The organism is Nostoc sp. KVJ20 (assembly GCF_001712795.1).
Lineage (GTDB): Bacteria > Cyanobacteriota > Cyanobacteriia > Cyanobacteriales > Nostocaceae > Nostoc.
Genome location: NZ_KV757611.1, coordinates 15,631 through 42,136, shown reverse-complemented (window position 1 = coordinate 42,136; position 26,506 = coordinate 15,631). Strand labels below are relative to the sequence as shown.

Sequence of the window (26,506 nt, the reverse complement as noted above, 5' to 3'; positions counted from 1 at the left end):
CTAATGAAAGTCAGTCCTGAGCTACACTTCTAACCTATAGCTAATCTATTACTTGTTGCATCTGTCTTGGGGATCATAATGCAGTAAAATATTTTGTAGCAGAACTTACAAAATTGAATATTTTGTAGCTGACAATACTAAAATGTTCAATGGGATCAAATAATTAAAGCTGTGTTTAAAGGCAATTAAGAAATGAACTAGAAACTATAAATATTAAGCAACTGTACAATAATTACATAATTTGTAATTAGTAATTTACAAAAATTCTGATAACTAACTAATGAAAATCGCTACTTGGAACGTCAACTCAATTCGCACTCGCCTTGAACAGGTTATCGATTGGTTAACCCTGAATCCTGTTGATGTTCTCTGCTTGCAAGAAACCAAGGTTATGGATGCTGAATTTCCGCGATCGCCTTTTGAGGAATTAGGCTATAACCTTTATATATCAGGACAAAAATCCTATAATGGCGTAGCCATAATTAGCCGCCAGCCACTTTTAAATGTAAGTACCGGATTTCGGGCGATTTTGCCAGATTTACACCACGAATGGGACGAGCAAAAGCGGGTGATTACAGGTGTAATTGATGGTGTTCGGATTGTGAACTTATATGTTCCCAATGGTGCAGCAGTAGGAACTGAGAAATACGAGTATAAAATGCGCTGGTTGACAGCGCTACATGAGTATTTGCGATTGCTCGTGCTGTCACACCCCGCAATTTGTGTGTGCGGAGACTTCAACATTGCCTTAGAAGACAAGGATATTCACGAGCAAGTGAGTACAGAAAATCACATTATGGCAACAGAAGCAGAGCGCCAAGCCTTACGGGATATTCTGAAACTGGGATTTGCCGATGCTTTTCGCAAATTCACCACAGAAGGCGGAAATTATAGCTGGTGGGATTATCGCGCCGCCGCCTTCCGTCGCAACTTAGGTTGGCGGATTGACCATCACTATCTCACACCTATCTTGTATGAGCGTGCTAAAAGTTGCATCATTGATGTCGCACCCAGAAAATTAACCCAACCCAGCGACCATACGCCGGTAATTGTGGAATTTTGAATTGATTATTGGGCATGGGGCATTGGGCATTGGGAATTGGGAATTGGGGATTGGGCATTGGGCATTGGGCATTGGGCATTGGGGAAAAATTTTCTCTCATCCCCCTTATCCGCTTCATATCCCCAATCCCATCAATTTAATGGCTTATATATATCTTCAGAACTGGGATTGAGATAAGGACGTTGTAAATCTATTAGATGCCGCGCAAAGTGTTGGTCAATCGTCCTCATTCGTTCTTCCATCGCATTCTTACCTTTTTGCCAAGCTTCTAACAAAGCATTAGCGACGATTTGACAACGGTTCATCCCAAAACTTTCCTGTGCGGCAAATTTTTGGGTTGGTTCTTCAGCTAAACCTAAGCCTGGGGCTAAAAATTTAGTAAACAAAGGAATTTCAGGCTGGAAATGGGATTGATTTTCTTGATAAACAGCCTGAAGAATTGTGCGAATTGCTGGATAGTCGGGGAGTTCAAAGTAGAGTAGCCCCGAATCATAACGTCCGTATGCACAGGGATTGTGAAGAACTTGAAAGCTAAAGGGAATCGAGGCTGCATTCAATTGCAGTGTCAAGCTTTGCATCAGAGCGATCGCACCTGATGGCGTAAAGTTAAAGTAGATTCGCCCTGCTCCTAAATCAGCATCGGGGTTACTCTGCTGTTCCTGTCCGACATTGCTCACTGCTAAGTAAGAACCGTTTTGCAGTCGATTTTTGGGCATCCAGATTGCTACCATATCACCCACTTTGGTAGATTTCTTACTGGATTCTAGATGGCAATCTGGCTCAACATAAAGTGTTAAACCGCCTTTAGTCACCGCCATAGTCCCATCAGGCTCTTTCCGCAACACCTGCCATCTAGGGTCAAAATAACCTATGCCGTGATTACTGGCGTGCAACTGCTCGTAAAAGTCCCAATCAATTTCCAAAATGGAATTATCTGCTAAATTATCCTTTGCTGGGTGATTAGTGCTATCAGTATTGACTGCTAAAGTAGTTTGCAGAGAGCCATTGTAATAGATTCCATAGAGAAAATTTCGTAGTAGTAAAGTCAGATACTTCTGTTGTAAATCTACGGAATTTTGCTGAAATCTATCGGCTATTTTAGTCGGTAGAGCAAAGGGTTGATAATTGGGATGGTAAATACAAAAATTTGGCTCAATCTGGATATTCTTAGCAATATCAAATAGAGAATTTAGCGGTTGATTGATAGAGGAATTTAGCATTAATCCATTCAGAACTGAAACTTTAAAAACACAGAATTCAGGAGTCAGAATTCAGAATTGTTCTACTCTCTGCCATTAACAACCACGCAGCCGAGTTTTTTCGTAATAAATGCGAAGTAACTGCTGTTCTTTTACAGGCTGAGGAAATTTATGAATCTTTGCGACAGGATTCAGGATTTCCGACTCTGATATCCCGAAAATTGTCAGTACACCTTGCTCCGGCATCGTGAGTAGACTTTTAGCTACTTGGAGCATACAAATATCAGTATTATTAAAGGATTTCCGGCACGTAATCATATCTTGAATTTGATGAATTAGTGCCAGTCCCGCAAACTGGATAACGCGCAAAATAAAGTCACTGCGGTATTCCAAAATCATGGGAAAAGCATTCACGTAAGCCCTAATGAGGGCAATAAGTGAAGGTTGTAAAATCTCTAACGGTGTTAACGCCAAATGTAGAGATTCTTCTAACTCAATGGTGGGGTCTACTACGAGGCTGTTGAGCCAGATTCCTAAGTAGCTTGCCAGTAAAGTTCCTAAATCAAAGGCTGGGTCTCCCCAAGAACAAGCTTCCCAGTCAATTAGTCGTACTAGACAATTGTCTAGTTGTTCCCATCTGGAATGAACCAAAATGTTGCTCAATTTCAGGTCGTTGTGAGTCAAGCAGCAAGGATTCCAGTCATAAGCCAAATCTGCGATCGCAGATTCCAAACTCTCGTACTGTTGATAGAGAACATAGAATTTTAGTGCATCTGTGGGAACAGCCCCAAAAATCTCCGGCCCAATTGACCCTATACCTTGGGCTGGATTGTAAAAGCCATAGCGAAACTCTCCTTGGGGAGCAGTTGCCATAAAATCCTTATATTCTCGGCGGTTGTAGGTGGCGCGATGCAGTCCCGCCAAAGTCGTGCCGATAGCTGAAGCAATTTCTTGTGGAAAAATCTCATTGTTGTGGTACAATGTCGCAAGTTCTAGATACTCACTCAGGTAATTGCAGACGAGAATAGAATTTTCTTCGTCAAAATGCACTACCAATGGTGCGATCGCTGAAGTATTACCTAGAACTGGAAACTGTTGGAGGAGTTGATGAAATAGCCACTCCTGAAACAATTCATGAGGCGCGGCGTCATTGTTGTTAACGTTACGTTCTTGTTTAATTAGCAACTTACGATTATCTGCTAAAGTCACTACTAAATTGAAATTGCTCTTACTATTTCCTGGCAACTCAGATTTTTCTGATGCGCCATCTTCTGAGCTACACAGACCCGCGTCTTGCAGATACTGGATAACATTATGAGAAGACAGTGATAATACCATGTATTATTTCCTACTTCATTAAATTACTTAACTTATCTCTGTCAAATTTGCTTGGTTTTAGCAGCTTTCCGTAGATAGGAACTAGTGCAAGAAGGCAGGGAGCAGAAGGAATACTGGTGATTTCACCTATTTTTAGCCTTTTTTAACTGGATAGTTATTTACGCCAAGCTGCACTAATGTGTGAATAACAATAAAGATTTGTACAATCTACTAATATCCCATCTTTTGGATAAAAACCTGCCAAAATGGCACCAACTCCTTTATAATTGCTTTAAAATTTGCTCCCAGATCCAGTGACATCTTTACACTTTATCAGCATAGTTACTTAGACACTCTAGAGTAAGTTTTGTGGTAGAGCCGTTTGATGTAGCTCCATCCCCTTTTTGTGGCGGAGAAGCATCCCCAGCAAAAAACTGATTGGCAACAGATGTTGTTTGATGTTCAGTAGCCATTCTGAAAGCAGCGAAGAATTTCAGTAATCCTTCGCAGGACAAAACATGGCATTCAACGCTATTACTTTTATTTATCATCACCAAGCCAAAAAAACCGGACTTTTTAGGCGGTTAACAATTATTTTTTTATTTAAATTTGAGAATTTGTGCCTGAAAGCCTTGTTATCACGTTATTTGTGTTACCTACAAATTGTAGATGACTATGAGCGATCGCAAATAAAGGTGACATGAGTGCATCTTATGGAACTGCACTTTTGTCAATGACTAATGATTGAAGAAGAATTCAGAATTCAGAATTCAGGAGTCAGAATAATTCTGTTTCGATAAATCGGCAGACGGCTATTCTCGGCCACTCTTTTTGTTGGGATGGGATTTCCGTTGATTTCCTTCGAGAATGCTGGAAGTTATCAGGCAAGGGTAACAAGTCATAGTAATATAAATGTACTAGTATAATTCAAGGTAAAGAAAGTCATGCCATGTCAAAAAAAGAGGAGGGTGGTTATTACTTAGAGACTGATGCTACCTTAAAGCCACAATTTGATGCACCATCACCGCCAATGACACCATACCCAAAATTGTCATTAATCCCGCAGGCATAAATTTACGTGTTTTTGCTAGTCTAAATACAAAGAAGACTACTAAAACGGCAGTAACTAATACTGCTAAAATTGAACCCCAAGCTTGCCCTTGGAGTTGAAAGTAAGCGGCAAATATTAGTAATAAACCACTAATGCTGCCACTTAGGAGTGAAACTCTACTGGTAGCTTGAATGTAGCCAATAATGCCACCAGTAATCGATAATATGCCGTAGGCAAAAGCAGCAACTATACTTAAATTCATTGTTAAAACATCTATAGACTTTGACTTTACTACCAGGGTCAGCAGACAATTTACCATAGCTATTTAGCTATACCACACAGTTGATTGATGGATAATCAAGCGATGCCAATGGCAAGTACTTCCTCATATACAAAGGTTCAATATCTCCAGCGCCAAGCAGCCTCACTTTTACTGTACCAATCTGTTCTGCAAGGCGAAGTGGGGGTGGCATTTCTGGAACTATTGCAATCTATACGTTACACTAATGTCGATGCACGGGGTTGTCTCCAAGCTTACGGAACTTACTTTCACGCTTTAGCCGCTAGAAATCAAAACTGGGAAGATTATTTAATTACTCAACTTCTCTTCTCTGAGAATCCTTTTGCAAAGCTGGCTGGAGTGCGAGAATTTGAAGATTTACCCCCAGCTTTAGTAGCAGCAGTTCAGCATGATTTACAAATATTGCAAAGTCTTTACGAATGTAGTAGCGCTTCTCTGAGTGAGTGGGTACAAAGCGTTACTCAGATGCCGATTTCACCAGTAGTGTGGTATAAAGAGCAAGAATTTGTAGGAGTAGAGACAAAGTTCGCTAAATATCTACAAGAGTTAGATAATTGGGCTGATGCTGTAGAAGAGTTAGCAGCTTATTATCGGCAATGTGGCTCTGGCTTATTTGCAGAATATCGCGCTTTACGCTGGCAAGCTGGCCAGTTTATTGGTATTCGGTATTCTGACCCGGTTAAACTGAGTGCGCTTGTTGGTTACGAGTCTCAAAAAGATGCTTTGCTGAAAAATACAGAGTTTTTATTATCAGGAGAGATGGCACTGCACGTATTACTTTACGGTAGTCGCGGTTCTGGCAAATCTTCTTTGGTGAAATCTTTGTTGAATGAATATAGCAATCGCAGTCTCCGCTTGTTGGAAGTAGCAAAATCTGATTTAAAAGAATTACCAGAAATTGTGGAACATTTACGGGGTGTGTCACAAAAATTTATTATCTTTGTCGATGACCTTTCATTTGAAGAAGATGATGATGCTTTTAAAGCACTCAAAGTCGTTTTAGAAGGTAATTTAACCGCGCGGCCTCAAAATGTAGTTGTATACGCTACTTCCAATCGCCGTCACTTGATTCGGGAGTTTTTTGTGGATAGACCTGCGCCCAAGGATAACGAGGAAATCCATGCTTGGGATACGATGCAGGAGAAGCTTTCGTTTAGCGATCGCTTTGGTTTAACCTTGACTTTTGAACCAGCCAATCAGAAAACTTATTTAAAAATTGTACAACATCTAGCTGCACAAGCTGAAATTAAGATTACCCAAGAAGATTTGGAATTTCAAGCATTACAATGGGCAACTCGCCACAACGGTCGTTCTGGACGGACAGCACGGCAATTTGTTGATTTTTTAAAAGCAGATTTAACACTTTTTAATGCAAATAACAATACATCTAACACCTAGTATTAAAATTAATTTATTGATGATTGCAATTTTTTAATATTTACACAACAATGTTATGCAATAGTAACTAAGACAACAGATTCCAGAACGACTATGTTACCAGACTTTGAAAGTATTTCCTATTTCACAAAACAGAAAAACAGATTAAAAATCACTTTTATTAAGTCTTTAATCTGGATGCATTTTTTAATTACGAATTACGTTAGCGTAGCGGTAGCGAGTCCGCGATAGCGAAGCGTTAGCGACGCAGGAGCGTCGCGTCATTACGAATTACGAATTACGAATTAGTATGAGAGCTACTTATTCTGATAATTTAACTACGTTAAAAAACAGCAATATGCAATCAGTAATGATCAGCAATCGATTTATACTAGTGATAGTTGCCTTTAGTGTGAGTTTTGGTCTTAGCCTTGTCCCAAGCTGGGATTTTAATAAAGCCTTTCTCACAGGTGTAATTACTGCCGCTACTATCTATACCACAGCATTATTCATAGACAAACGACGCAGAAATTATGAAATGTTTGTTTTAGGTTCTCTCCGCAAACGAATTAAAGATATGGAGGGATTAAAGGCTCGTGTTGTCAGGGAAGTTAATCAAATCCAAGAACATCATAATTTATTGTATGCTGAATCACAACAACTGCAAAATCAAGTAGCAGAAAGCCGTAACCAAAGGGATAGTCTACAGCGAGAATTAAGAACATTTGCAGGGCAAAAAAAACAGTTAGAAACCGAAATTAGTAGCTTGCAAACTGAAATTAATAACTTGCATAATAATCAAACAGAATTGAACAATGCTTTTTCTGTACTCACAGCAGAGAAGCGCCGTCTAGAGTCAAATTCTAATGTATCTCGTGCTGAAATCGCCCAGTTACAAAGTCAAATTTCCCAACTCCAACAGGAGAAACAAGAACTTGAAAGCAATTTAACTCTTTTAGGAAGACTAAAACCCCAATTAGAAGAAAAACTATACGAACTACGAATTACAATTCAAGAGCTAGAAGTTGAGACAACTCAAAAAAATCAATTGTTGATAGCGACAAAAACCGAAAGAGAAAATATCCAAGTTATTTTGAACTCTTCACAAACCCAAATAGCAGAACAAAAGGTTGAATTAGAGCAGTTGCAAGGGCAAGTTTCATTATTGCAAGAAGAACGAGACTCATTGCAAAATCAAGTATGGGAATTACTACAACAACTAGAAACCTTCAATCCAGAGCCTTTGGCTGATAATTCCCAAGAAGAAGATCCTGAATTGTTTCCTTTTTCTGAAATCATGGAAACTTCAGCAATCATAGAAAATTCGGATGTTAATACATCAGAGAATATACCTGAAGAATGGGCTATTTTTTTAGAAAATCTCCCAGGATACGAACTACAAGTATTAAAAGCTATAGTCGATCAAGATAATCCCAATGCTGCTATTAAAAAAATTGCCGAAGCAAACATCACTATGCCAAATCTCTTAATCGATTCTATAAATGAACGGGCAAATGATACTATTGGTGAATTAATAATTAACACAGATTCGGAAAGTCTAGAAGTTTATCCTGAGAATATTAACCATGTCAAAAAAATGATTGCAATGCATGAAAATCTCATGGCTAGACATGGTTCGTCAAATTAAATTATTATTGCCGTCATTGATTAGTATAAGGTAAATATGTACCTTATCTATCTACTGCGTGCTTCTGCGTTTAGAATAAAGTGAAATTTAAGACATGGCAAAGCTCAAAATCTCGAAGAAAATCTCCACTGCTTTAATCAATTCCCTTGGTGCGGGGGTAGTACCCAGAGTTGGAGTTGAATATATAGCAGTAGGTCGAGAAAAAGAACTAAAAAGCCTATTACAAAATCTGGATGACATTGCAGAAGGTGTCGCAGCATTTCGCTTCATAATTGGTAACTACGGTTCTGGTAAAAGTTTTTTATTGCAACTACTTCGCAACCGGGCGATGGAACAAGGTTTTGTAGTAGCTGATGCTGATTTATCTCCTGAACGCCGATTAGCTGGAAGCAACAATGAAGGTTTAGCTACCTATCGAGAATTAATGAGCCACCTAGCCACAAAAACTCGTCCTGATGGTGGTGCTTTAGTCTCAATTCTAGAAGGATGGATTAATAAAATTCAACAAGAAGTGGTTAAAGAAACTGAAATGCGTCCCAATGACGATGGTTTTGATGACCAAGTTGAATCAAAAATTAGAGAAGTAGTTCAGTATATTGAAGACTTAGTTCACGGTTTTGATTTTGGTAGCGTGATTATCGCTTATTGGCGTGGCTACCGAATGGATGATGATAATTTAAAAAATGCGGCAATGCGTTGGTTGCGGGGAGAATTTACTACTAAAGTTGAGGCGAAAGCAGCTTTAGGAGTGCGGGTAATTATTGATGATGATAGTTGGTATGACTATATAAAACTGTTTGCGAAATTTGTCGCTGAGATTGGCTATAAAGGGCTGTTAATTTTAGTTGATGAAGCTGTACACATATATCAAATATCTACTACAGTCACACGGGAAAAGAATTATAATCGACTCCTCGCAATGTTTAACGATACCATGCAATGTAAAGCTGAACATCTGGGAATTGTCGTTGGTGGAACAACTAAATTTTTAGAAGACCCGAAACGGGGACTTTTTGCAGACCAAGCTTGGCAAAGACGCACAAAAGAAAGCCGTTTTGCTGCACAGGCTAATGTTCAGGAACATTTGGGGCCGGTGATTCGGTTGAACCCGTTGAGTGAAGGAGAAATATTAACGCTTTTGCAACGTTTAGCTGAGATTCATGCACTCAATTTTGGCTATGAACAGACTTTGACAAATCGTGAGTTGAAGGAGTTTGTGCAAGAAATTATTAATCGCTTGGGTGCAGAAGCATTACTGACACCAGGGGAAATTGTGCGAGATTTTATGAGTGTGTTGAATATTCTTCACCAAAATCCAGGAATTGCATTTGGTGAATTAATTCATGGCTCTAAATTTAAACCTACTGCTATGGGTAAGGATGCAGAAGTGGATGAGGATGGTGCAGCAGAATTTAGTTTGTAGTTTACTCTCTAGTAATTGGTAAACCTAGCCAATCGCTAAGTTCATGAGCTAGCCAGTCAAGTTCTGGAGGAGTGACAGGAAAAAAATAAAATTCACCAGTTAAAATGTCATATTTTTTAGTTCCTGCCCAGATTGTTAAGGAAGGTTGATTATATGTATCCTTACTTCGTTCTAAACGTAGAATATCTTTTCTCAAAGTTGCAGATGGGTGAAGACGTTTAATTCCAAACAATTCATAAATCAGGAAAATTTTCTCATTATTAATATAAAGCTTCTTTTTACCCATGATACCTATGAAGAGAGAAATAAATAACATAATTACAAAGGATAAAATTATTAGAATAACTACTAATGAAAAAACATTTATACTTGCAAATAAAATTGATAAATTAGGGATAAATAACATAATTGGTATAGATAATATCAAATTTATTAGAGTCCTTCTTTTAAATAAACCGTCTGGGGGAATAATAATTTCTAAATAGTTAGTATTCTTATTTAATAAAACTTTACTGTCAGAAGGTTTTATAGGGAGTAAATTACTTTGTATATTCTGAACTTGATCTGGATTTCCTAGGTTGTTTAAGGCTTGCAAAGCGTCTTCAGCAGAAATCAAACGTTTACTCGCAATTGGTTCTGTCATTCTCCTCAACCAACTGCTGAAAGTAAGATTAATATTGGCTACCTGTTCAAATTCAAGCCGCAAGTCAGTTAGTGGTAAATCGGCTGGATGCTGACCTGTTACCAGATAAATTAAAGTGGCTCCCAAACTGTAAAGGTCAGAAGCAGGAATAGCTCTACCATTAAATTGTTCTGGTGGTACATAGCCGTAAGTTCCCATTACTATAATTGTGCTGCTTCTTCTGGCGATGGTTTGCACTGAACCAAAATCTACCAAGTACACTTCACCCACACTATTACCAGAGCGATTTGTTAAAAGAATATTGCTTGGCTTGATATCACGATGAATCACGGGCGGTTGACGACCATGCAGATATTTGAGAATTTCTAGAATCGCTTTTGCTAGTTCCTTAACTTCTTCTTCACTGAAACTACGCCCAGCTTTGAGTTGTGCTTCTAGAGATTGGGCTGGAATATAACTTTGTACGAGTGCAAATCCTTTGCTGTTGGGTGAATCTAGCTCGAAGTAGTCAAGGTAGCGGGGAATGGCTGGGTGCGAGAGTGCTTTGAGAGTTTCAGCTTCCCGCTCAAATAATTTGAGGTCGTTCCATTCAAACTCATTACCAAAAGACAGTATTTTGACCACTACTAATTCTTGAGTTTGTAAGTCACGAGCTAGCAGCGTCCGCCGTCCGGCTTTTTTGCCTAGTTCCTGTTGCACTTGATATCTTTCCAACAGGATTTCTTGGTTAGAATCTGGTGATTCTTGACTTGTCATTTGCTCGTGACTCCAAAACTTTGTTGCTTTTATAGCTTTCCTGTTTATTACTGCCCCACTGTAAGATTACTTAAGTTAGCAACAAGCATTAAAGAGAGTATTTTTCTAAAATTTGACTTACTAAGCTAATGAGCATTTATGTTGTATAAAACCAGGGCTGTTCGCAAAGCGTTCCCGTAGGGTAGCCCTTACTACAAGCGAATAAGTCTGGAAAAATGAATGATGATTAGCTTATCTACTCAATACTGCCTAGATTTTGCCTAAAAATAAAAATGTATAAAAATCAAACTCAATAAGACCTGCAATTCTCATCACATTCATCTGTTTTCAGGATTGGTTAAAATAGCTTTTGGTTGATTAGTATTAAATAAAGAAGCAGACAACAGAATAATCGGTTTGTTTGTTTGGTTTTCTCCATAATGCACCATTCCGGCAGATTCAACTAAAGCATCTCCCACTGTAAGCTGTATAGTTTTCCCTTTTTGAAGAATGAATTCTGTGCCGTTAGCTTTCGTTACTTTAGCTTCTCCTTCCACAACAGTATAAGTTAAGGTTCCCGCCTCTACTCGTTCAATCTGCATTCCCGGATGAGTATGAGTAGGGAGTTTTGCTCTTGGTGCAATGGTATAGCGTACAAGCTCAAGAATCTGCTTTTTATCTTGAGTAGGATAACCACTCGCTAAAACTTCACGGGTAACAGATTGAGTGTAAGTATTGGGTGAGGACGTTTCTTGGCTATTAACAACTACACTGCCAAAAGCTAGAATGGCTAAGGGGAGAATCAGCGACAGTTTTCTCATATTAAAAGTTTTTTATTTGGATAATACCTTTAATCAAATCATAATTTGGGATGAGTTAAACCGTGCAAATGGTACTCTGGTTGAGATTAAACTGACTGCGTTGTTTACCGACGCAGGCATCGCAACAACTTAAATATTCATAAGTAACGTTAAAGCTATGAATTTTTGTAAGAAATTTATTGCAAACCAGTTGCGATCGCTTCAAATTGCTGCCAACAAAGGTACAATGCACGCGGTACGTGAAAACATCCTTTCCATTTGCCGCCTTTGAGGTTCAACAATACTTCCCCACGCCGATTGAGATAGCCAAACCACTCACCGTATTCTGCATCAGCAAAGTGTGACCAGGTATAATCATGCATTTTTTGATACCATTCCCAGCAAACCTCACGCCCGGTTAGGCGATAGCCCATCGCTAATGCAACCAAAGACTCTAGGTGAACCCACCACAGCTTTTGATCCCATTCCAATTGTTGTGGAGGATGACCGTCTGCATCCATAAAGTAATACAATCCGCCGTACTCGCTATCCCAAGCAAAATTCAGAATATTTAGCACCACATCAATGGCTTGGTTAATAGTTTTGGTATCGTTTTTCCGACGCGCGATATCCATGATAAACCACATAGCTTCGATACCGTGACCTGGATTAATCAGCCTTCCCTCAAAACAATCTATGTGGGAACCATCAGGGGCAACGTTTTCGTACATTAGCCCCCGTTTTGAGTCGAGGAAATCGGTCATCACTTCGCGGACAGTTTCAGCTAGGACATTCTCTAATGTTTCCTTTGGCAGTAACCATTCCATTTCTAGAGTCAGGTTGGCTAAAATCATCGGTACAGCCAATGATTTCATGGGGCGTGTGTCAGGATAGGTTTTATTATATTTGCCTTTAGGGTTATCTTTGCGGCGTAATACGTTGTTGTAAGCTTGCATCGCCACATCCTTTGCCCATTCTTCGCCACCAGCAAGTGCATATTGACTAAATGCCATCGCTGCAAAGCAGTCAGAAAAGATATTATAGGGTTGAACCAGTGGTTTTCCTTCACGGGTGAGGGCAAAGTACCAGTTACCATCACTATCTCTGCCATGTTGGGCGAGAAAATTAGCACCGTTGCTGGCAATTTTTAGCCAGTTTTCGCGTTTTTCTAGCTGGTTGCAAAGCATAGAAAAAGTCCACACCTGGCGGTTTTGCAGCCAGATGAATTTGTCTGTATCATAAATTTTGCCTTCGCGATCGAGGCAGGTGAAATAGCCGCCTTGCTGCCAATCGAGAGAATATTTTTCCCAAAATGGGAGTACGTCGTTGAGGAGAGCGTTTTTGTAAAGTTCAGCGTAGGCGTAGCCCGCCGGAGGCATCGCTTGAAAGTCCTTCTCCATAAATTTCCTCCTCTTTTGTGCCAAAACCAACAGCTTAACAGTTATCACATTTTGGCTCAAACATGAAGCGTAGGCGTAGCCCGTCGTAGATATCGCGTCAGTCTCTTACAAGATTTAGCCAGCAGAAGCTATACTTCTATCTTGCGCCATTCTCAATAACCGTAGGGTAAGCATTATAGTATCAGCTCTACAAGTTTTTTAGATATGAGGTTGTTATGAGTCAGATTGAACGAGTTGCGATCGTTGGAGGAAACCACGGTAATGAGTTAACAGGAGTATATCTAGTCAAAAAGTTTCAGCAGTATCCTAATTTAATCAACAGAGGAAGTTTTGAAACTCTGGCATTACTTGGCAATCTCAAAGCTATTGAAGAAGGCAAACGATACATTGAGAAGGATTTAAATCGCTGCTTCACTAATCAAAGCTTACAAAATACCCAACTTTCAAGTTACGAAGATACGCGGGCAAAAGAAATTCAACAGATATTGCAACCGCAAAATCAGCCTTTTGTAGATGTAATTATTGATTTGCACAGCACAACTGCCAACATGGGTTTAAGTCTGATTTTTTGTGATATGCACCCTTTCTTACTTCGGTTAGGCGCTTATTTGACTTCGATAAATCCGATGGTAAAGATTTTTGTTAATCAACAATCTAGAGAAGGTGGTTTTCTCCGTTCTTTGTGCGAATTGGGTTTTGTGATAGAAGTTGGTGCTGTAGCTCAAAATATCTTAAACGCGGAATTATTTCAGCAAACAGAGCAGCTTATGTATGCAATTTTAGACTATTTTGAAGGTTGCAACCAAGGTAATATTCCGCAGTCAAATAGTACGCTTACATTCTATCAATACATTGAGACGATCGATTATCCTAGAAGCGATGCCTACGGGGGGTTGCGCCCACGCGGCAAAATTCAAGCTATGATTCATCCCCAGCTTCAGTTTCGGGATTATGAACCTCTGAATCCAGGCGATCCAATGTTTCTGACTTTTGCAGGAAAAGATATTTTCTATGAGGGAGCGTCTACTGTTTATCCTGTTTTTATTAATGAAGCAGCTTACTACGAGAAAGGAATTGCGATGTATCTAAGCCAAAAGCACCAAGAGGTAGTTTAATCTATTCTTCCTTCTAACCAAGCTTGTAAATCAGTCAAACTGGTGAAATCTAACAGTGCTTCACTCAAATCTGCGAGAACAGGCAAAGATAAACCAGAAATGGAAGATCGCATTTCCTCAGACAGTTTTCCAAGGCGCTTAGTTAATTGTCGGGAAATAGCATTAGCCATCGCTTCTCGTCCTTCTTCTCGTCCTTCTTCTCGTCCTTCTTCCTTGATTTCTCGATAAACTCTCGTTTGCTGTAGTGTTATTCCTAGCATAGACTCTACCTCCGCTTGGCTCAATTGTTCAAATCTGTACATCATTATCGTCGTCACTATTTCTATTATGACGCGACCCTCTGCTAATGGTACTTCTTGATTAGTTCTTGTTAACAAATATCTTGCCTCTTCAGGTGCTTCTACTTCCTCTATCGTAGTTAGTACCATCAGTGCCACCCATAAAGGTAATTGGCGAATATTCCCCAATTCATCCAAATACACCCGATGTACTTGGTTACTATTGAGCAATCCCCGATGAGGGTAAATGTTACTTTGTTCGGTATTGCGAGATGGATAAATTACAACTGCTTGCCAGTCATTAAATCTGGTGCGGTTGCGGTAGAAATATAGTGAAGATTCAGCAAATACTCTTTCATAAAGCTGTTCATCCTTTTGAAACTGTACCTCACAAAAATATACAACTCCAGGAGTCTCGCTTTCTGGTAGGAGAAATACCCCGTCAATTTCAAATTTGGGTTCTTTGACAGCTACCGAATCAAATCGATAAGCATTTGCATTTGTTGGTGGATTTGTCAATAGTTCAAATAAAAGAGTAGGGGATTGTTGAAACAGTTTGTAAAAAATTGAGTCTCGACGCATGGAGCATTTTATCTGATTAAATCTGCGATACATTTAATCACATATTATTGTACATATAGCAAGCAATCCTGAATACACAAGATCCCTCACTTCTCAAAGAAGTCGGGGATCTGTGTAGAGGTAATTGCTGTAAAGACTTAACTCGCTAGCCGATAAATAATCACTTTCCCTTTCCAATTTTCTTCTACAAATACCAGATGCTCACCATTGGAACGACGAAAAGCGCGGATGCCGTAGGGGATATCAATCCAGCCACTTTCACTACCAACTTCTGGGCCTGGTTTTAGCAGTTGTACTTGCACTCCCGTCTTGGCATTGTAGACATACACTTCTGCGGTTTTAACTGTCACGGCAAATACATAATCTCCCGCCACACTCATAGCCGCCGTAGACACTTCGCGTTTGCCGATGGTGTCGTAGGGAATCACAATTCGCCACTTGGGAGTACGATTTCCTTTACTCCAGTTGTCAAAACGGGCAATCTCAGATCCAGCAACACCAGCATCGTCACCGAATGCAGGGTGATCTACTGTAAAGCCTGACAAATACATAGTATCTGTTTCGGGGAAATATTCGATTCGCCGCAAGTCGTTAAATATGTTGGGAGTAGTCTGCTTTTCTATCGAACTATAGCTGTAGATGGGGTTGCCTTTAGGATCTATTCCCTGTAAAGGATAGTGGCGAATACCATCTTCTGTTCGCAAAGCTTTCCAAACATCTCCTTTGCTGTCTACCCACCAGCCGCCGATATAGGGATAATCTTTGCTGGTATCATATTCGTCCTTTTCAAATTTGCCATTTCCGTTGCGATCGCGCCAGATCCATTCTCCTTGTTTTGGTTGATGCGGTGGCCAATTTCCGCTAATAAATGGTTTGTCTGCGCTATTAGTTCCGACAAACATTCCGGCTGGGATGGCTACTTTGCCATCTGTGTCTGGATTAAAACGATATATTTGTAGAAAGCTGTTATACATATCTGTGAGGAACAAAAACGGCTTTCCTTGGATGCGGCGAACAAAGGTTCCATCTGGCGATGTATGCAGACGTGGATCTTGAGGATATTTGAAAGCATTTAAAGTGTAGGCTTTGTAAGTCCATTGCTTACCAGCAGCCTTACTGTAATCCATCAGATAGTGTTCTTGTTTGGTGAATACATCTACACCATCAGTTTTAGGATCGGCATCTGCATTATCGACGAATATCAATCCCAGCGATCGCCACATTAGTTTTCCCGATGGCGAAAATTTCCGCAAATCTGTTCCCGACTTGTTGAAACCATTACTATTTATGTAGATATTGCCAGAAGCATCTGTACCAACTCCGGTAAGTCCGTAAAGTTTTAAATCTCGAACTTCACCCGGAACTCCTGCATAGATACCGCCCTTACAGCCAAAACTACCCGTCTGCAATGGCTGATCTTTGATGTCATAAATCAACATCTGCTGACGCGGCCCATTTTCTGCCACTAACAGCTTACCTTGATGATTAATTGCGATCGCACTTGGTTCAACGATATCTGCAATCTCTTGGGATAATTGCTTTCCACTCTGGGAATAATGTAAAATTTTCGCAGGTTTACTACCATTTTTACTTTGAATAATCCACAGATTTTTTTGTGAATCAATAGTTATTCCTCCCGGATTCGCAACGGTAAAGCTGCGGAGTTCTTTCATCGTATCAGTATCATAAACACGAATCCGGTTAGCAGCAGAATCACTCACATACAACTCGCTTCCCAAAGTTGCTAATCCAGTAACTTCACTTTTAGTACTGGTAATCAACATACTTTTATCCCAGCCACGCCCTTCAGGAAACGGTGCAGGTTTTCCTGTCAAATCATAGCGTCTAACAGAATACCAAGTTGTTCCTTCTGGTGGGTAATCTTCTTTTGTATTGCCCCTCGAACCTTGAGTCATGGCAATGTAAATATATTTACTATTTGCTGTTACAGCTTTGCCACCACCACGACTCCAGCCGTGAGTATCCCCAAGAGCACCAATAATCTTACCATCTTTATAGATTCCTGCTTCTGTTCCCGCTTCATCCCAATGGCTGTTGGTATAAACTGTGCCATCAGGGGTAACATACATGGCCTCAATATTATTTTGTATCCGTAGATTTCCACTGCCAATAGTATTACCTATCCACGATGTTTTATAGGTAAGCGTGGGTGTTCCAGTTGTCGCCCAGTCTGTTGTAATGCCAATGGTAGTAACAATGACTCCAACAGTCAGACTGAGTAAAAAATTAAAAGTTTTACTTCTTTGTAAATATCTAGGTTGAGATAATTTTTTGATGTGCTGATTGAGCTTGCGACGGAGTTTTTCTAACTTCGCCAGTAATTTATTTATCATATAATTTTTCAGCTTTTAATTATTTATATACAATCATTGATCATAAAAACCGTACAAAAATATAACTATTTTTAACTTGACAATATGTAGATTGTGTAAGGACGTTGCATCTAAAACTTTTGATTAATCATTAATATTTACTCCTCGTATTATTTTTTACTTCTTTGTCAATAAAAATGGTAAATATTAATACAAAATTATTTGATGTTAATTTATTGTTGGTACTTTTTTCCTTTCCCTATATACCTTTCATCTTCCTTGACTTGCAGGTATCATATATCTCGTGGTCGGTACTCTCTAGTTAAGAAAAACACAGACTTTAATTCCTTGTTGACGTTGGCAGATAAATAGTTTATAAATTGGTGTTCTATAAAAAATATGATTGCTAATGTGTATTCGTAAGTTATTGTGATTTAGGTTTTGATAAAACACGCTTGATAAAAAAATAGATATTTTTTTATCTGCATCGGAAGCATGAGATTTTTATATTATTCAAAAATACTCAAAAAATTATAGGACACACATTAAATGGAAAGTAAAAAAAATAATTTGGATTCATCCTCTGCATCTATTCTCACTCTAGGATTAGGCTGGTTTCCCAAAAGTCCTGGAGGATTAGAAAGGTATATTTATGAACTAACCCATAAATTAGCAGCAAATAAAGACCAGGTTGAATTATGTGGAGTCGGTTTACCAGAGGATGAAATAAATTCAAGTATTAAGCTGACTAACTTAGCTTATGTTGATAGTCCGATTTGGCAAAGATTATGGTCAATTCGCAATAACTTTAAGAAAACAAGAACAAGCAAACCAGATGCTATTAATCTGCACTTTGCATTATATAGCTTTCCTATTTTAGATATTTTACCAAAGGGAGTACCAGTTACTTTTAACTTTCATGGCCCTTGGGCTTCTGAGAGTCAGCAAGAGGTAGTTAATAAAAATCTTAGTCTTTTGATCAAACACTGGCTAATAGAACAAAAGACTTATAATCGCTGCGATCGCTTCATAGTTTTGAGCAAAGCATTTGGTAAAATTCTACATGATAAATATCAAGTACCGTGGAGCAAAATTAATATTATTCCTGGTGGAGTTGATATTAACTGGTTTCAGCCAAATTTATCACCCCAGGAGGCTTGTGCAAAGCTAGGCTGGCCTAGTAATCGCCGGATAATATTTACATCACGCCGCTTAGTACATAGAACCGGAGTTGACAAATTATTACAAGCACTGGCTATAATTAAGCCCAGAATACCAGATGTGTGGCTAGCGATCGCTGGTCGTGGTCACATTCAAGCCGCACTACAACAACAGGCTACAGAATTAGGTCTAGACGACAACGTTAAATTTTTAGGTTTTCTACCTGATGAGCAATTACCTATAGCTTACCAAGCTGCTGAATTGACTATTATGCCTAGTCAATCTTTTGAAGGATTTGGATTAGTAATAGTTGAATCTCTAGCCTGTGGTACTCCTGTTTTATGTACCCCAGTTGGAGGAATGCCAGAAATTTTATCAGAATTTTCACCCGATTTAATTACTACTTCAACAGAAGCCTCAGCTATTGCTGAAAAATTAGAGCAAGCACTATTGGGAAATATCCCCATACCTTCACGATCAGCCTGTCGCCAGTATGCAACTACACACTACGATTGGAATCAAATTGCCCAACAAGTACGCAATATTTTATTAGCTTAAAGAAAATTGATTGTAATAGATTACAAGGGCGCTGTGTGGGGCAAAATAGATAAAATAGAGGTTTTATGAGAATTCTTTTTTTAGACCAAAGTGGTAAACCAGGCGGTGCCGAATTATGTTTAATAGATATTGCTAAACCTTATGGCGATCGCGCTTTGGTAGGTTTATTTGCAGATGGCCCATTTAAACATTTACTACAGCAAAATCATATTCCAGTAGCAGTTCTCGCTACTCAAGCAATCCAAGTTCGCAAAGAAAGCAGTTTGGTACAAGGATTAAAAAGTTTGGGACAACTTACACCTCTAATTACTAAGGTAGTTAAAAAAGCCCGTGAATACGATTTAATCTATGCCAACACTCAAAAAGCATTAGTTGTAGGAGCATTAGCAAGTTTTTTCAGTCGTCGTCCTCTGGTATATCATTTACATGACATTCTTTCCAAAGAACATTTTAGCCAAACTAATCTTCGCATTGCTGTTAACTTAGCTAATCGTTTTGCATCATTAGTAATTGCTAATTCCCAAGCTAGTAAGATAGCCTTTGTGCAAGCAAGAGGACGTAAAGATATCATCGAAGTTGTCTATAACGGCTTTGATCCAAAAAGTTATCAAACTGATGAGTCTGAAATTAAGCAATTACAGCAAAAATTAGGATTACAAGGAAAATTTGTAGTCGGACACTTTAGCCGTCTTGCACCTTGGAAAGGGCAGCATATTTTAATTGATGCTCTTGCTAAATGTCCGTCAGAAGTGACAGCGATTTTAGTGGGTGATGCACTGTTTGGTGAACAAGATTACGTCCAAAAGTTACACCAACAAGTTGCCCAATTGGGACTAGAAAACCGCGTCAAATTTTTAGGATTTCGTTCTGATATTCCCCAGTTAATGACAGCTTGTGACTTGGTGGCACATACCTCTACTTCGCCAGAACCCTTTGGTAGAGTGATTGTTGAGGCGATGCTATGTAGAAAACCTGTAGTTGCAGCCAAAGCTGGGGGTGCAATGGAATTGGTAGAACATGGACTTAATGGTTTTCTAGTGACACCAGGAGAACCCCAGGAACTTGCACAAGTAATTATCACCTGTCTTCAGGAGACAGAAATAACTGCAACTATAGCCAATAATGCTCACACTATGGCTAGTCGGCGTTTTGATGTGGCAACTATTAATCAGCAAATTGCCCAACTGCTATCCCACAGATTCTAGTAGTCTGTCCCTTATAAAAGTTTGTAGTAAGCACTTAAGTGCTTAAAAATCCAGGACTAAAGTCCTTACTACAAACTTTTATAACCCTTCAGAACTAATGGGACAGACCAGTAGGTTGAAACAGGACGTAGCTTTACCAGGGCCCCCAGATAGCAAAGGTTATTCCTGGACTCTGGGTGTTGACAAACATCGTCTGACCATCGGGGGAGAAACAGACACCGGCAAACTCTGATGTGTTGAGGGCATTCTTAGCAAACTTATAAAGACTGCCACTGGGAGTAATGCCCAGAATGTAATCCGTTCCATCCCCATCTTCACAGAGGAAAATGTCCCGGTTGGGGAAAACCACAAGATTGTCTGGATTGTCTAGCACACTAGAATTGTTGGGTTCAATATAGAGTTCAACGGTATTATTAGCGGGCGAATAACGCCAAATCTGCCCATTTCCAGAACTACTGCCACTCTTGCAAGTGAAGTAGACATAACCACCACCATAAAAGATGCCTTCCCCACCTGAAAACCTAGCGGCACCGCTGTTATACCCTGCTGTTCTGACAGTATCAGATGTGGGATCAGGATTGCTAATCTGTACCCAGTTCACCGCCCTAGGCGTATTTTTTGGGAAACCCGTAGCTGTGTTGATTCCAGACGACCCTATAATCCTTAAAGCGTATAGCGTGCCGCCAGCACTCAGGTTGTTAGTTTGGTTGGGAATGAAGCGGTAGAAAAGCCCATTACTCCGGTCTTCTGTCATGTAGATATACCCTGTGTTCGGGTCTACAGCAGCAGCCTCGTGATTAAAACGCCCCATAGCGGTTAGTGGGACGGGGGTGACAAAAGTATTTGCACTACTGGGAACTTCAAACACATAACCATGCTTCTTGCCGTTATTGGTTTCAAAAGTTTCCTCGCAGGTTAACCATGACCCTGAAGGCGTAGGACCACCAGCACAGTTGCGAATAGTTCCAGCTAGGACACCCCGATGTTCTACCAGGTTACGGGAAGAATTAACAACCAATTTAGTACAACCGCCCCTCCCATTTGTGTTGTACTTGCTGCCATTGGGAGCGCCCACACCATTGCCAGAAGTACCGAGTTCATGATTGCGAATTAGAATCGTATTGCCATTAGACCCAGCAAAAGCACCCATCCCATCGTGACCACCCGGTACTAAGTAACCATCATTCATCGTTTGGCCTGTTTCGGACAGTCTGCGGTAAGTGAATCCAGCTGGCAAATCTAATACTCCGTTGGGGTCGGTCACTAAATTGCCGTAGGGGCCAGCAGCGATCGCAGGTTTAGCATAGAATGCTTGCAAAGGAGATAGTAGGACGGCACCTGTAGCAGATGCCCCTGCCAGGGTAAAAAACTGACGTCTCGATAAATTCAATGTATGCTCCCTGATGTTTTGGATGAGGCTTAATTTGTTGCAAATAGCTAGCCTCAATTATCTAGGAAGAGTAGATTTTTTTAATTAATAAGAGGTTAAAAAAAGATTATTCAAGGCATTAAAGTAATACAATTTTATAAACTTATCTCTTTAATGTTTTTTCTTCGGAAAATGATTATTGGTGTGTAATAAGTGAAGTCTCACTTATATCGTTACAATTGTGTAAAATTAATACAAAAATGACCAAGTTACAAATTGGCTCTCCATCAGAAACAATAATAGACGCTCACAAATACTGGAACGCCACTGGTATTTTTCTAGAAATAGGAGCAAGTTATACTTTTGAAGTACAAGGAGAACAGTTTTGGTATGATGCCAAGATTAGAAGTGATGCAGATGGGTATACAAAACCGTGGCTACGTTGGGCTGAGATGTTCCGCAGAAAACCAAACGAAAACTGGTTTTCCCTAATTGGGAATATTGGTCAGTCTAGTGAACAAGATTTCTTAATTGGGAAGAAATTGGATAAATATAAAGCTTCTTCAAGTGGGGAGTTGTTTTGTTATGCCAATGATGTTCCAATAATGTATTTTAACAATCATGGAACTTTAATTTTGACTATTACAAGATTAAGCTAATTGAAGAAGAATTCAGAAGCCAGAATTTAGGAGTGGAGCCGGAGACGCTGCGCTATCCGCTAGTCGTACAGAACTCATTCTGTTAGCGGATAGCTAAGGTTTAGCCCATTTTGACTCCTGACTCCTGAATTCTGTTCGATACAGCACTTCCGGCGGCTATGAGGTACAGCCTCATAGCTGAAAGCTATGATAGGAGAGAGGTAAGAAGAAAATTGTATTGCATAATAGCCGGAAGCGCTGTAAAAGTCGGGAAAAAAGTCGGGTTCACAGAATCTTATCCGAAAACTCCAGCAGTATAACTGTAAAGTGATTTATAGTTGTCCCTAAAATCTGAACTCCCCTTGTCGTTACACAATGGACGCTGAAGCAGCATTAGCATGGTTAGACGCCACAATTCCCCCTCAGACTGGGGAACGGTTGAGCGATTTGCAAAAAGTGATTCTTGTGCAAGTTTGGTTGGGTAGAAAATACTTGGATATCGCTCATGCTTACGGTTGTACGGAAGGACACGCCAAGGATGCTGGTTCTCAGTTATGGAAGCTGCTTTCTAAAGTATTGCGAGAAAAGATAACCAAAAGTAATTGTCGCGCTACTTTGGAACGGGTTCTGAGAAAAACTACTGCTATATCATCCAGTCTGATTGATTACTCGCGATCGCACCAACTCACCCCAAAATTAGAGGATACCAATTTTATTGGACGAACAGCTGCGATCGCTCACCTGAATAATTTGGTAAATCAAGGCTCGAAAGTCATTGTCATCCAAGGTGAAGGCGGTTTAGGGAAAACTACCCTAGCGCAGCAATATCTGCAAACTCAGGGGTTTGATTTAGTTTTAGAACTGCTGATGGCGAAGGAAACGCAAAATATCACTCCCGCCGAACGAGTAGTAGAGGAATGGCTCAAACAAGACTTTGATCAAGAACCTGGGGTAGAATTTGGCGTAACTTTAGGAAGACTCAAGCGCCAACTCCACAATCGGCGAATTGGGGTGTTAATTGACAATTTGGAACCTGCACTGGATCAACAAGGTGGCTTGATTGCTTCTCACCGCAACTATGTAGAACTATTGCGGGTGTTGGCTGACGCTAGGGTGCAATCTGTCACCTTGATTACTAGCCGCGATCGCCTTTGTGAACCTGGGCTAAATGTGAATCACTATCGGCTTCCTGGTTTAGATCAAAGCGCATGGCAACAATTTTTTAGCAACCGTGGGTTAGTCATCAACTCGTCAACCTTGCAAATCATGCATCGCACATACGGCGGTAATGCGAAAGCAATGGGAATTCTCTGCGGTTCAATTCAGGAGGATTTCGACGGTGACATGGTTCTTTATTGGCAAGAAAATCATGCCGATCCTTTAGCAGCAACCGACTTAAAAAATTTAGCGGTTAGTCAAATTAATCGTCTGCAAGCCCTCGATCCTCAAGCATATCGCTTACTTTGCCGTTTGGGATGTTATCGTTACCAAGATATACCCAGCATTTCATCACAAGGGTTATTTTGTTTACTTTGGGATGTCCCACCTGATCAACATCGCCAAATCATCGTCTCCTTGAGAAATCGGTCTTTAGTGGAGTGCGATAAAGGTGAATACTGGCTGCATCCGGTGATTCGGAAAGAAGCGATCGCACGTTTACGTCCCAGCGATGAATGGGAAATTGCCAACCACAAAGCCGCAGATTTTTGGACAGCTAGCGTTAAGCAAATTGAAACCTTTAAAGATGCTTTACAAGCTTTAGAAGCATATTATCACTACATAGAAATTAACGAATTTGAGTTAGCAGGAAAGGTCATTCTCAAAAGCCGAAATAATCAATGGCAACAGTTTTTGCCTCTTGGTAGTACCTTGTATCGGATGGGTTTAATTCAACCGATACTTGCGGCAATTAATCAAGTTGTTAAAAAACTAGAAAATGACCAAAATCTTAGTGAACTTTATAATATATTGGGCGATTTATATTGGATAACAGGTAAGATTAGTCAAGCGATCGCTTGTCAGGAAAAGACTATTACTCTGGCAACCCAAGCACTCAAATCACTTGTACCTCAGCCAGAAAATAAACATAAAGTTTACTATTTGAGAATGCTAGAAGTAGATTCTTTATTAAGTATTGGTCTTTACCAAATAGATTTGTGGGAATTAGAGGCAGCCGCAAAGTTGTTTCAACAAGTAATTTACCTGGCTCAAAATACCGAACATCATCGCTGGGCAGAGAAAGCTTCAGTCTGTTTAGCTTTAGTATATTCTTATTTAGGTTTGCGTGATGCCTCATATCAATTAGCAGATGTAGCTTATGAAAATATTACGAACGAAAAATTGGTAGAACAGACTGGAAGATTTGTCTATTTCATGCAAATTTTGGGTCAAACCTATGTCAATTTAGGAGACTTTTCCCAGGCTAATCAAATATTTCACCAAGCCTTGATATTTGCTGAAGAAAGTCACTATATGCAGGTAAAAGCCAAAACACTCAATGGTTTAGCAGAAATCTATCGACAACAAACAGATTTTGCATTAGCTCTTGCTAATCATACAGAAGCAATCGAACTTTTGGATAAAATAGGTGCAAAATGTGACCTAGCAGAAGCTTATTTTCAATTGGGTTTAACAAATCAAAAGATGGCCAAGCCTGATGAAAGTCAAATGAATTTTAATAGAGCAATTCAGCTATTTACTGAAATCAAAGCACCGAAACAAGTTGAAAAAATTTTCAACTTGCGGTGCTGAAATTTGTGTCACAGTAATTGAGTGGCGTAGTGCAACGCCAATTTATTAATGGTGACTGTAGGAATCCTCAAATTGGGTTTTGAGTCTTTGAGCCATAACTGCCAAAATAATGAATGCTACAGCAGCAGACACCGCTGCTATTTTTATTCCAGAAGCATCTGTAAGTATTGCTATAGCCGCGAAAGCGATCGCAACTCCCACGCAGCTTTGTTGTAATCGTTTGGTTAACTTATAAGCTTGGCTACAGGAATTACAGATAAGTGTGTGTTGCGAAAATCGGTCTAATGGTTTTAAATCTTTACTATCTTCGCTACTATCAATATTTTTTGCAGTGGAATAACCTTGGTAAAAAGGCAAAGACGAGCCATATTTATCTAACCACTTGCGATATACAACTACTAATACATCTGATGTTTTGAGCGGTAAATACAATTCTTGTAAATTTTTTCCTAGCCGCTCAATTTGTCCCTGTTGTTCAACAACTATTGGCATATCACCTTCCAATACTTTGTTGCGGATCATTATATGATCTACCCAAGGAGGCATCAACTTCGTCTTAAAATCAAAAAAGTTACTATAATTTCTGACGAAAATCCGACATCTATTTTTACCGAGGGGAATTGAATACAAACCAGATCCCCAAAACTTACTTTCATGTCCATGGCCAATTCTATAAAGAACTAAGTTGGGAGCAACAAAATCTAACAAATGCCAAGGCTGATTGGGGGTTTTTGTCTTGCGATACCTTCCACGAATTCCTTGATGGGAACTCTCAAGGACTTCCATATCTAGTGGTTGAGCTTCAGTGCGATCGCTAAATATGCCCTCATGACTAATAGGAATATGCGCTGGGTCAATAACGTTTTCAATAAAATAGCTTTGGTCATAAGGTAAGTCTCGCATGTAATCTAAGTGAAAACATCCCGGTTTATCCAAATCTGGTACAGTTGGTATTAACTCATCAACAGCTGTTTCAACTTCTCCAGCCCAAATCCAAATCATTCCTTGACGTTCTATAACTTTAAAGGATGAGACACAAGCACTAACAGGAATTTTCGCCTCTGTTGCTAATTGGGGAATATGCAAACATTGACCATCTTGGCCAAATTGCCAACCATGATATAAGCACTCTATTCTACCGTCAATAATTTGTCCATCAGATAGTCTAGCTGCACGGTGTGGACAACAATCGGTTAAACAAGTAATCTCTCCATCTGTATTTTTAAATAAAACAAAAGGTTCATCGTATAGTGAAAAGCTATAAGGGCGATTTATAGGCAAGTCTTGCAGAAAACATACAGGATACCAACATTTTCTCCAATTAAATTCTGACTGAGATTCAAGAGTCTCAAAAGCAGAATTTATTGGTGTTACCTGTATTTGCTTTGTTTCTAATGTCATAGTTTTCTCCAGAGTTCTATTAGTCTATGTCCTCAGAAAGAATTATCTCAATTTTGTAGCGGTGGCTGCATTTGTTAGTAATCTAAGTTTTCTCTACTAAACTTTTCTAAGATTAACAGTACAAATTAACCATCACTATATTTAGTAGTGAGGTGTTT

General features: G+C 39.6%; 21 protein-coding genes. 10 read left to right on the top strand and 11 right to left on the bottom strand.

All coding sequences use genetic code 11. The features are described 5' to 3' along the window. Positions 1-280 precede the first annotated feature (280 nt). The gene (gene xth, locus A4S05_RS14405) at positions 281-1,063 is read left to right on the top strand and encodes an exodeoxyribonuclease III (protein ID WP_069070519.1); all 783 of its coding nucleotides are present in this window, start codon (positions 281-283) and stop codon (positions 1,061-1,063) included. Between the two features lie 131 nt (positions 1,064-1,194). On the opposite strand, the gene A4S05_RS14395 is transcribed toward xth, so the two are convergent. The 3 genes from A4S05_RS14395 to A4S05_RS41610 form a co-directional block, all read right to left on the bottom strand. Then, a complete protein-coding gene (locus tag A4S05_RS14395) occupies positions 1,195-2,283 on the bottom strand; it encodes a T3SS effector HopA1 family protein (RefSeq protein ID WP_069070517.1) in 1,089 nt (362 codons plus the stop codon). Between the two features lie 75 nt (positions 2,284-2,358). Then, positions 2,359-3,600, bottom strand: a complete 1,242-nt coding sequence (locus tag A4S05_RS14390) for a phosphotransferase family protein (protein WP_069070516.1) — start codon at positions 3,598-3,600, stop codon at positions 2,359-2,361. 302 nt (positions 3,601-3,902) lie between these two features. Then, the gene (locus A4S05_RS41610) at positions 3,903-4,052 is read right to left on the bottom strand and encodes a hypothetical protein (RefSeq protein ID WP_176727009.1); all 150 of its coding nucleotides are present in this window, start codon (positions 4,050-4,052) and stop codon (positions 3,903-3,905) included. Positions 4,053-4,097: 45 nt separating this feature from the next. On the opposite strand from A4S05_RS41610, the gene A4S05_RS14385 reads away from it, so the two are divergent. Next, positions 4,098-4,283, top strand: a complete 186-nt coding sequence (locus tag A4S05_RS14385; protein WP_069070515.1) for a hypothetical protein — start codon at positions 4,098-4,100, stop codon at positions 4,281-4,283. A 288-nt stretch (positions 4,284-4,571) separates the two neighbouring features. On the opposite strand, the gene A4S05_RS14380 is transcribed toward A4S05_RS14385, so the two are convergent. Next, positions 4,572-4,892, bottom strand: coding sequence for a TMEM14 family protein (locus A4S05_RS14380; RefSeq protein WP_069070533.1), 321 nt, complete (start codon positions 4,890-4,892; stop codon positions 4,572-4,574). Between the two features lie 87 nt (positions 4,893-4,979). Here A4S05_RS14380 and A4S05_RS14375 point away from each other — a divergent pair, with 87 nt between their 5' ends. The 3 genes from A4S05_RS14375 (at position 4,980) to A4S05_RS14365 (ending at position 9,379) form a co-directional block, all read left to right on the top strand. After that, positions 4,980-6,329, top strand: coding sequence for an ATP-binding protein (locus tag A4S05_RS14375; RefSeq protein WP_069070514.1), 1,350 nt, complete (start codon positions 4,980-4,982; stop codon positions 6,327-6,329). A gap of 337 nt (positions 6,330-6,666) precedes the next feature. Continuing rightward, positions 6,667-7,956 (top strand): tellurite resistance TerB C-terminal domain-containing protein, encoded by a 1,290-nt coding sequence (locus A4S05_RS14370; RefSeq protein ID WP_069070532.1) that lies wholly within the window; start codon positions 6,667-6,669, stop codon positions 7,954-7,956. A 94-nt stretch (positions 7,957-8,050) separates the two neighbouring features. Continuing rightward, a complete protein-coding gene (locus A4S05_RS14365; protein ID WP_069070513.1) occupies positions 8,051-9,379 on the top strand; it encodes an ATP-binding protein in 1,329 nt (442 codons plus the stop codon). A gap of 1 nt (position 9,380) precedes the next feature. On the opposite strand, the gene A4S05_RS14360 is transcribed toward A4S05_RS14365, so the two are convergent. The 3 genes from A4S05_RS14360 to A4S05_RS14350 form a co-directional block, all read right to left on the bottom strand. Next, positions 9,381-10,778, bottom strand: coding sequence for a serine/threonine protein kinase (locus tag A4S05_RS14360; protein WP_069070512.1), 1,398 nt, complete (start codon positions 10,776-10,778; stop codon positions 9,381-9,383). Positions 10,779-11,095: 317 nt separating this feature from the next. After that, entirely contained in the window at positions 11,096-11,578 is a 483-nt protein-coding gene (locus tag A4S05_RS14355; RefSeq protein ID WP_069070511.1) for a cupin domain-containing protein, read from the bottom strand. A 176-nt stretch (positions 11,579-11,754) separates the two neighbouring features. Continuing rightward, a complete protein-coding gene (locus tag A4S05_RS14350) occupies positions 11,755-12,957 on the bottom strand; it encodes a n-acyl-d-glucosamine 2-epimerase (RefSeq protein WP_069070510.1) in 1,203 nt (400 codons plus the stop codon). A 215-nt stretch (positions 12,958-13,172) separates the two neighbouring features. Here A4S05_RS14350 and A4S05_RS14345 point away from each other — a divergent pair, with 215 nt between their 5' ends. Continuing rightward, positions 13,173-14,072, top strand: a complete 900-nt coding sequence (locus A4S05_RS14345) for an aspartoacylase (RefSeq protein WP_069070509.1) — start codon at positions 13,173-13,175, stop codon at positions 14,070-14,072. On the opposite strand, the gene A4S05_RS14340 is transcribed toward A4S05_RS14345, so the two are convergent. Together A4S05_RS14340 and A4S05_RS14335 are read right to left on the bottom strand one after the other, a co-directional pair. Beyond that, on the bottom strand, positions 14,069-14,932 hold the full coding sequence (locus A4S05_RS14340) for an Rpn family recombination-promoting nuclease/putative transposase (RefSeq protein ID WP_069070508.1): 864 nt from the start codon (positions 14,930-14,932) through the stop codon (positions 14,069-14,071). The genes A4S05_RS14345 and A4S05_RS14340 overlap by 4 nt on opposite strands. Positions 14,933-15,069: 137 nt before the next feature. Continuing rightward, positions 15,070-17,286 carry an NHL repeat-containing protein gene (locus A4S05_RS14335; RefSeq protein ID WP_069070507.1) on the bottom strand — a complete coding sequence of 739 codons (2,217 nt, stop codon included), beginning with the start codon at positions 17,284-17,286 and terminating at the stop codon, positions 15,070-15,072. Positions 17,287-17,814: 528 nt separating this feature from the next. Here A4S05_RS14335 and A4S05_RS14330 point away from each other — a divergent pair. Next, on the top strand, positions 17,815-18,984 hold the full coding sequence (locus A4S05_RS14330; RefSeq protein ID WP_069070506.1) for a glycosyltransferase family 4 protein: 1,170 nt from the start codon (positions 17,815-17,817) through the stop codon (positions 18,982-18,984). Positions 18,985-19,049: 65 nt separating this feature from the next. Beyond that, the gene (locus tag A4S05_RS14325; RefSeq protein ID WP_069070505.1) at positions 19,050-20,189 is read left to right on the top strand and encodes a glycosyltransferase; all 1,140 of its coding nucleotides are present in this window, start codon (positions 19,050-19,052) and stop codon (positions 20,187-20,189) included. A gap of 133 nt (positions 20,190-20,322) precedes the next feature. Here A4S05_RS14325 and A4S05_RS14320 read toward each other — a convergent pair whose 3' ends face one another. Next, a complete protein-coding gene (locus A4S05_RS14320) occupies positions 20,323-21,579 on the bottom strand; it encodes an alkaline phosphatase PhoX (RefSeq protein ID WP_069070504.1) in 1,257 nt (418 codons plus the stop codon). A gap of 239 nt (positions 21,580-21,818) precedes the next feature. Between A4S05_RS14320 and A4S05_RS14315 the strand changes: the two genes are divergently transcribed. Then, positions 21,819-22,217, top strand: a complete 399-nt coding sequence (locus tag A4S05_RS14315; RefSeq protein ID WP_069070503.1) for a hypothetical protein — start codon at positions 21,819-21,821, stop codon at positions 22,215-22,217. A gap of 354 nt (positions 22,218-22,571) precedes the next feature. Beyond that, the gene (locus tag A4S05_RS14310; protein WP_069070502.1) at positions 22,572-24,947 is read left to right on the top strand and encodes a helix-turn-helix domain-containing protein; all 2,376 of its coding nucleotides are present in this window, start codon (positions 22,572-22,574) and stop codon (positions 24,945-24,947) included. 45 nt (positions 24,948-24,992) lie between these two features. On the opposite strand, the gene A4S05_RS14305 is transcribed toward A4S05_RS14310, so the two are convergent. Next, positions 24,993-26,348, bottom strand: coding sequence for an aromatic ring-hydroxylating dioxygenase subunit alpha (locus tag A4S05_RS14305; protein WP_069070501.1), 1,356 nt, complete (start codon positions 26,346-26,348; stop codon positions 24,993-24,995). Positions 26,349-26,506 lie beyond the last annotated feature (158 nt).

Excerpts from the sequence above, each read along its gene's own strand:
- A4S05_RS14360 (WP_069070512.1), bottom strand. The coding sequence starts at position 10,778 with ATGACAAGTCAAGAATCACCAGATTCTAACCAAGAAATCCTGTTGGAA.
- A4S05_RS14335 (WP_069070507.1), bottom strand. The coding sequence starts at position 17,286 with ATGATAAATAAATTACTGGCGAAGTTAGAAAAACTCCGTCGCAAGCTC.
- A4S05_RS14355 (WP_069070511.1), bottom strand. The coding sequence starts at position 11,578 with ATGAGAAAACTGTCGCTGATTCTCCCCTTAGCCATTCTAGCTTTTGGC.
- A4S05_RS14390 (WP_069070516.1), bottom strand. The coding sequence starts at position 3,600 with ATGGTATTATCACTGTCTTCTCATAATGTTATCCAGTATCTGCAAGAC.
- A4S05_RS14345 (WP_069070509.1), top strand. The coding sequence starts at position 13,173 with ATGAGTCAGATTGAACGAGTTGCGATCGTTGGAGGAAACCACGGTAAT.
- A4S05_RS14375 (WP_069070514.1), top strand. The coding sequence starts at position 4,980 with ATGGATAATCAAGCGATGCCAATGGCAAGTACTTCCTCATATACAAAG.
- A4S05_RS14305 (WP_069070501.1), bottom strand. The coding sequence starts at position 26,348 with ATGACATTAGAAACAAAGCAAATACAGGTAACACCAATAAATTCTGCT.
- xth (WP_069070519.1), top strand. The coding sequence starts at position 281 with ATGAAAATCGCTACTTGGAACGTCAACTCAATTCGCACTCGCCTTGAA.
- A4S05_RS14315 (WP_069070503.1), top strand. The coding sequence starts at position 21,819 with ATGACCAAGTTACAAATTGGCTCTCCATCAGAAACAATAATAGACGCT.
- A4S05_RS14350 (WP_069070510.1), bottom strand. The coding sequence starts at position 12,957 with ATGGAGAAGGACTTTCAAGCGATGCCTCCGGCGGGCTACGCCTACGCT.
- A4S05_RS14385 (WP_069070515.1), top strand. The coding sequence starts at position 4,098 with ATGGCATTCAACGCTATTACTTTTATTTATCATCACCAAGCCAAAAAA.
- A4S05_RS14365 (WP_069070513.1), top strand. The coding sequence starts at position 8,051 with ATGGCAAAGCTCAAAATCTCGAAGAAAATCTCCACTGCTTTAATCAAT.
- A4S05_RS14330 (WP_069070506.1), top strand. The coding sequence starts at position 17,815 with ATGGAAAGTAAAAAAAATAATTTGGATTCATCCTCTGCATCTATTCTC.
- A4S05_RS14325 (WP_069070505.1), top strand. The coding sequence starts at position 19,050 with ATGAGAATTCTTTTTTTAGACCAAAGTGGTAAACCAGGCGGTGCCGAA.
- A4S05_RS14340 (WP_069070508.1), bottom strand. The coding sequence starts at position 14,932 with ATGCGTCGAGACTCAATTTTTTACAAACTGTTTCAACAATCCCCTACT.
- A4S05_RS14380 (WP_069070533.1), bottom strand. The coding sequence starts at position 4,892 with ATGAATTTAAGTATAGTTGCTGCTTTTGCCTACGGCATATTATCGATT.
- A4S05_RS14395 (WP_069070517.1), bottom strand. The coding sequence starts at position 2,283 with ATGCTAAATTCCTCTATCAATCAACCGCTAAATTCTCTATTTGATATT.
- A4S05_RS14310 (WP_069070502.1), top strand. The coding sequence starts at position 22,572 with ATGGACGCTGAAGCAGCATTAGCATGGTTAGACGCCACAATTCCCCCT.
- A4S05_RS41610 (WP_176727009.1), bottom strand. The coding sequence starts at position 4,052 with ATGGCTACTGAACATCAAACAACATCTGTTGCCAATCAGTTTTTTGCT.
- A4S05_RS14370 (WP_069070532.1), top strand. The coding sequence starts at position 6,667 with ATGCAATCAGTAATGATCAGCAATCGATTTATACTAGTGATAGTTGCC.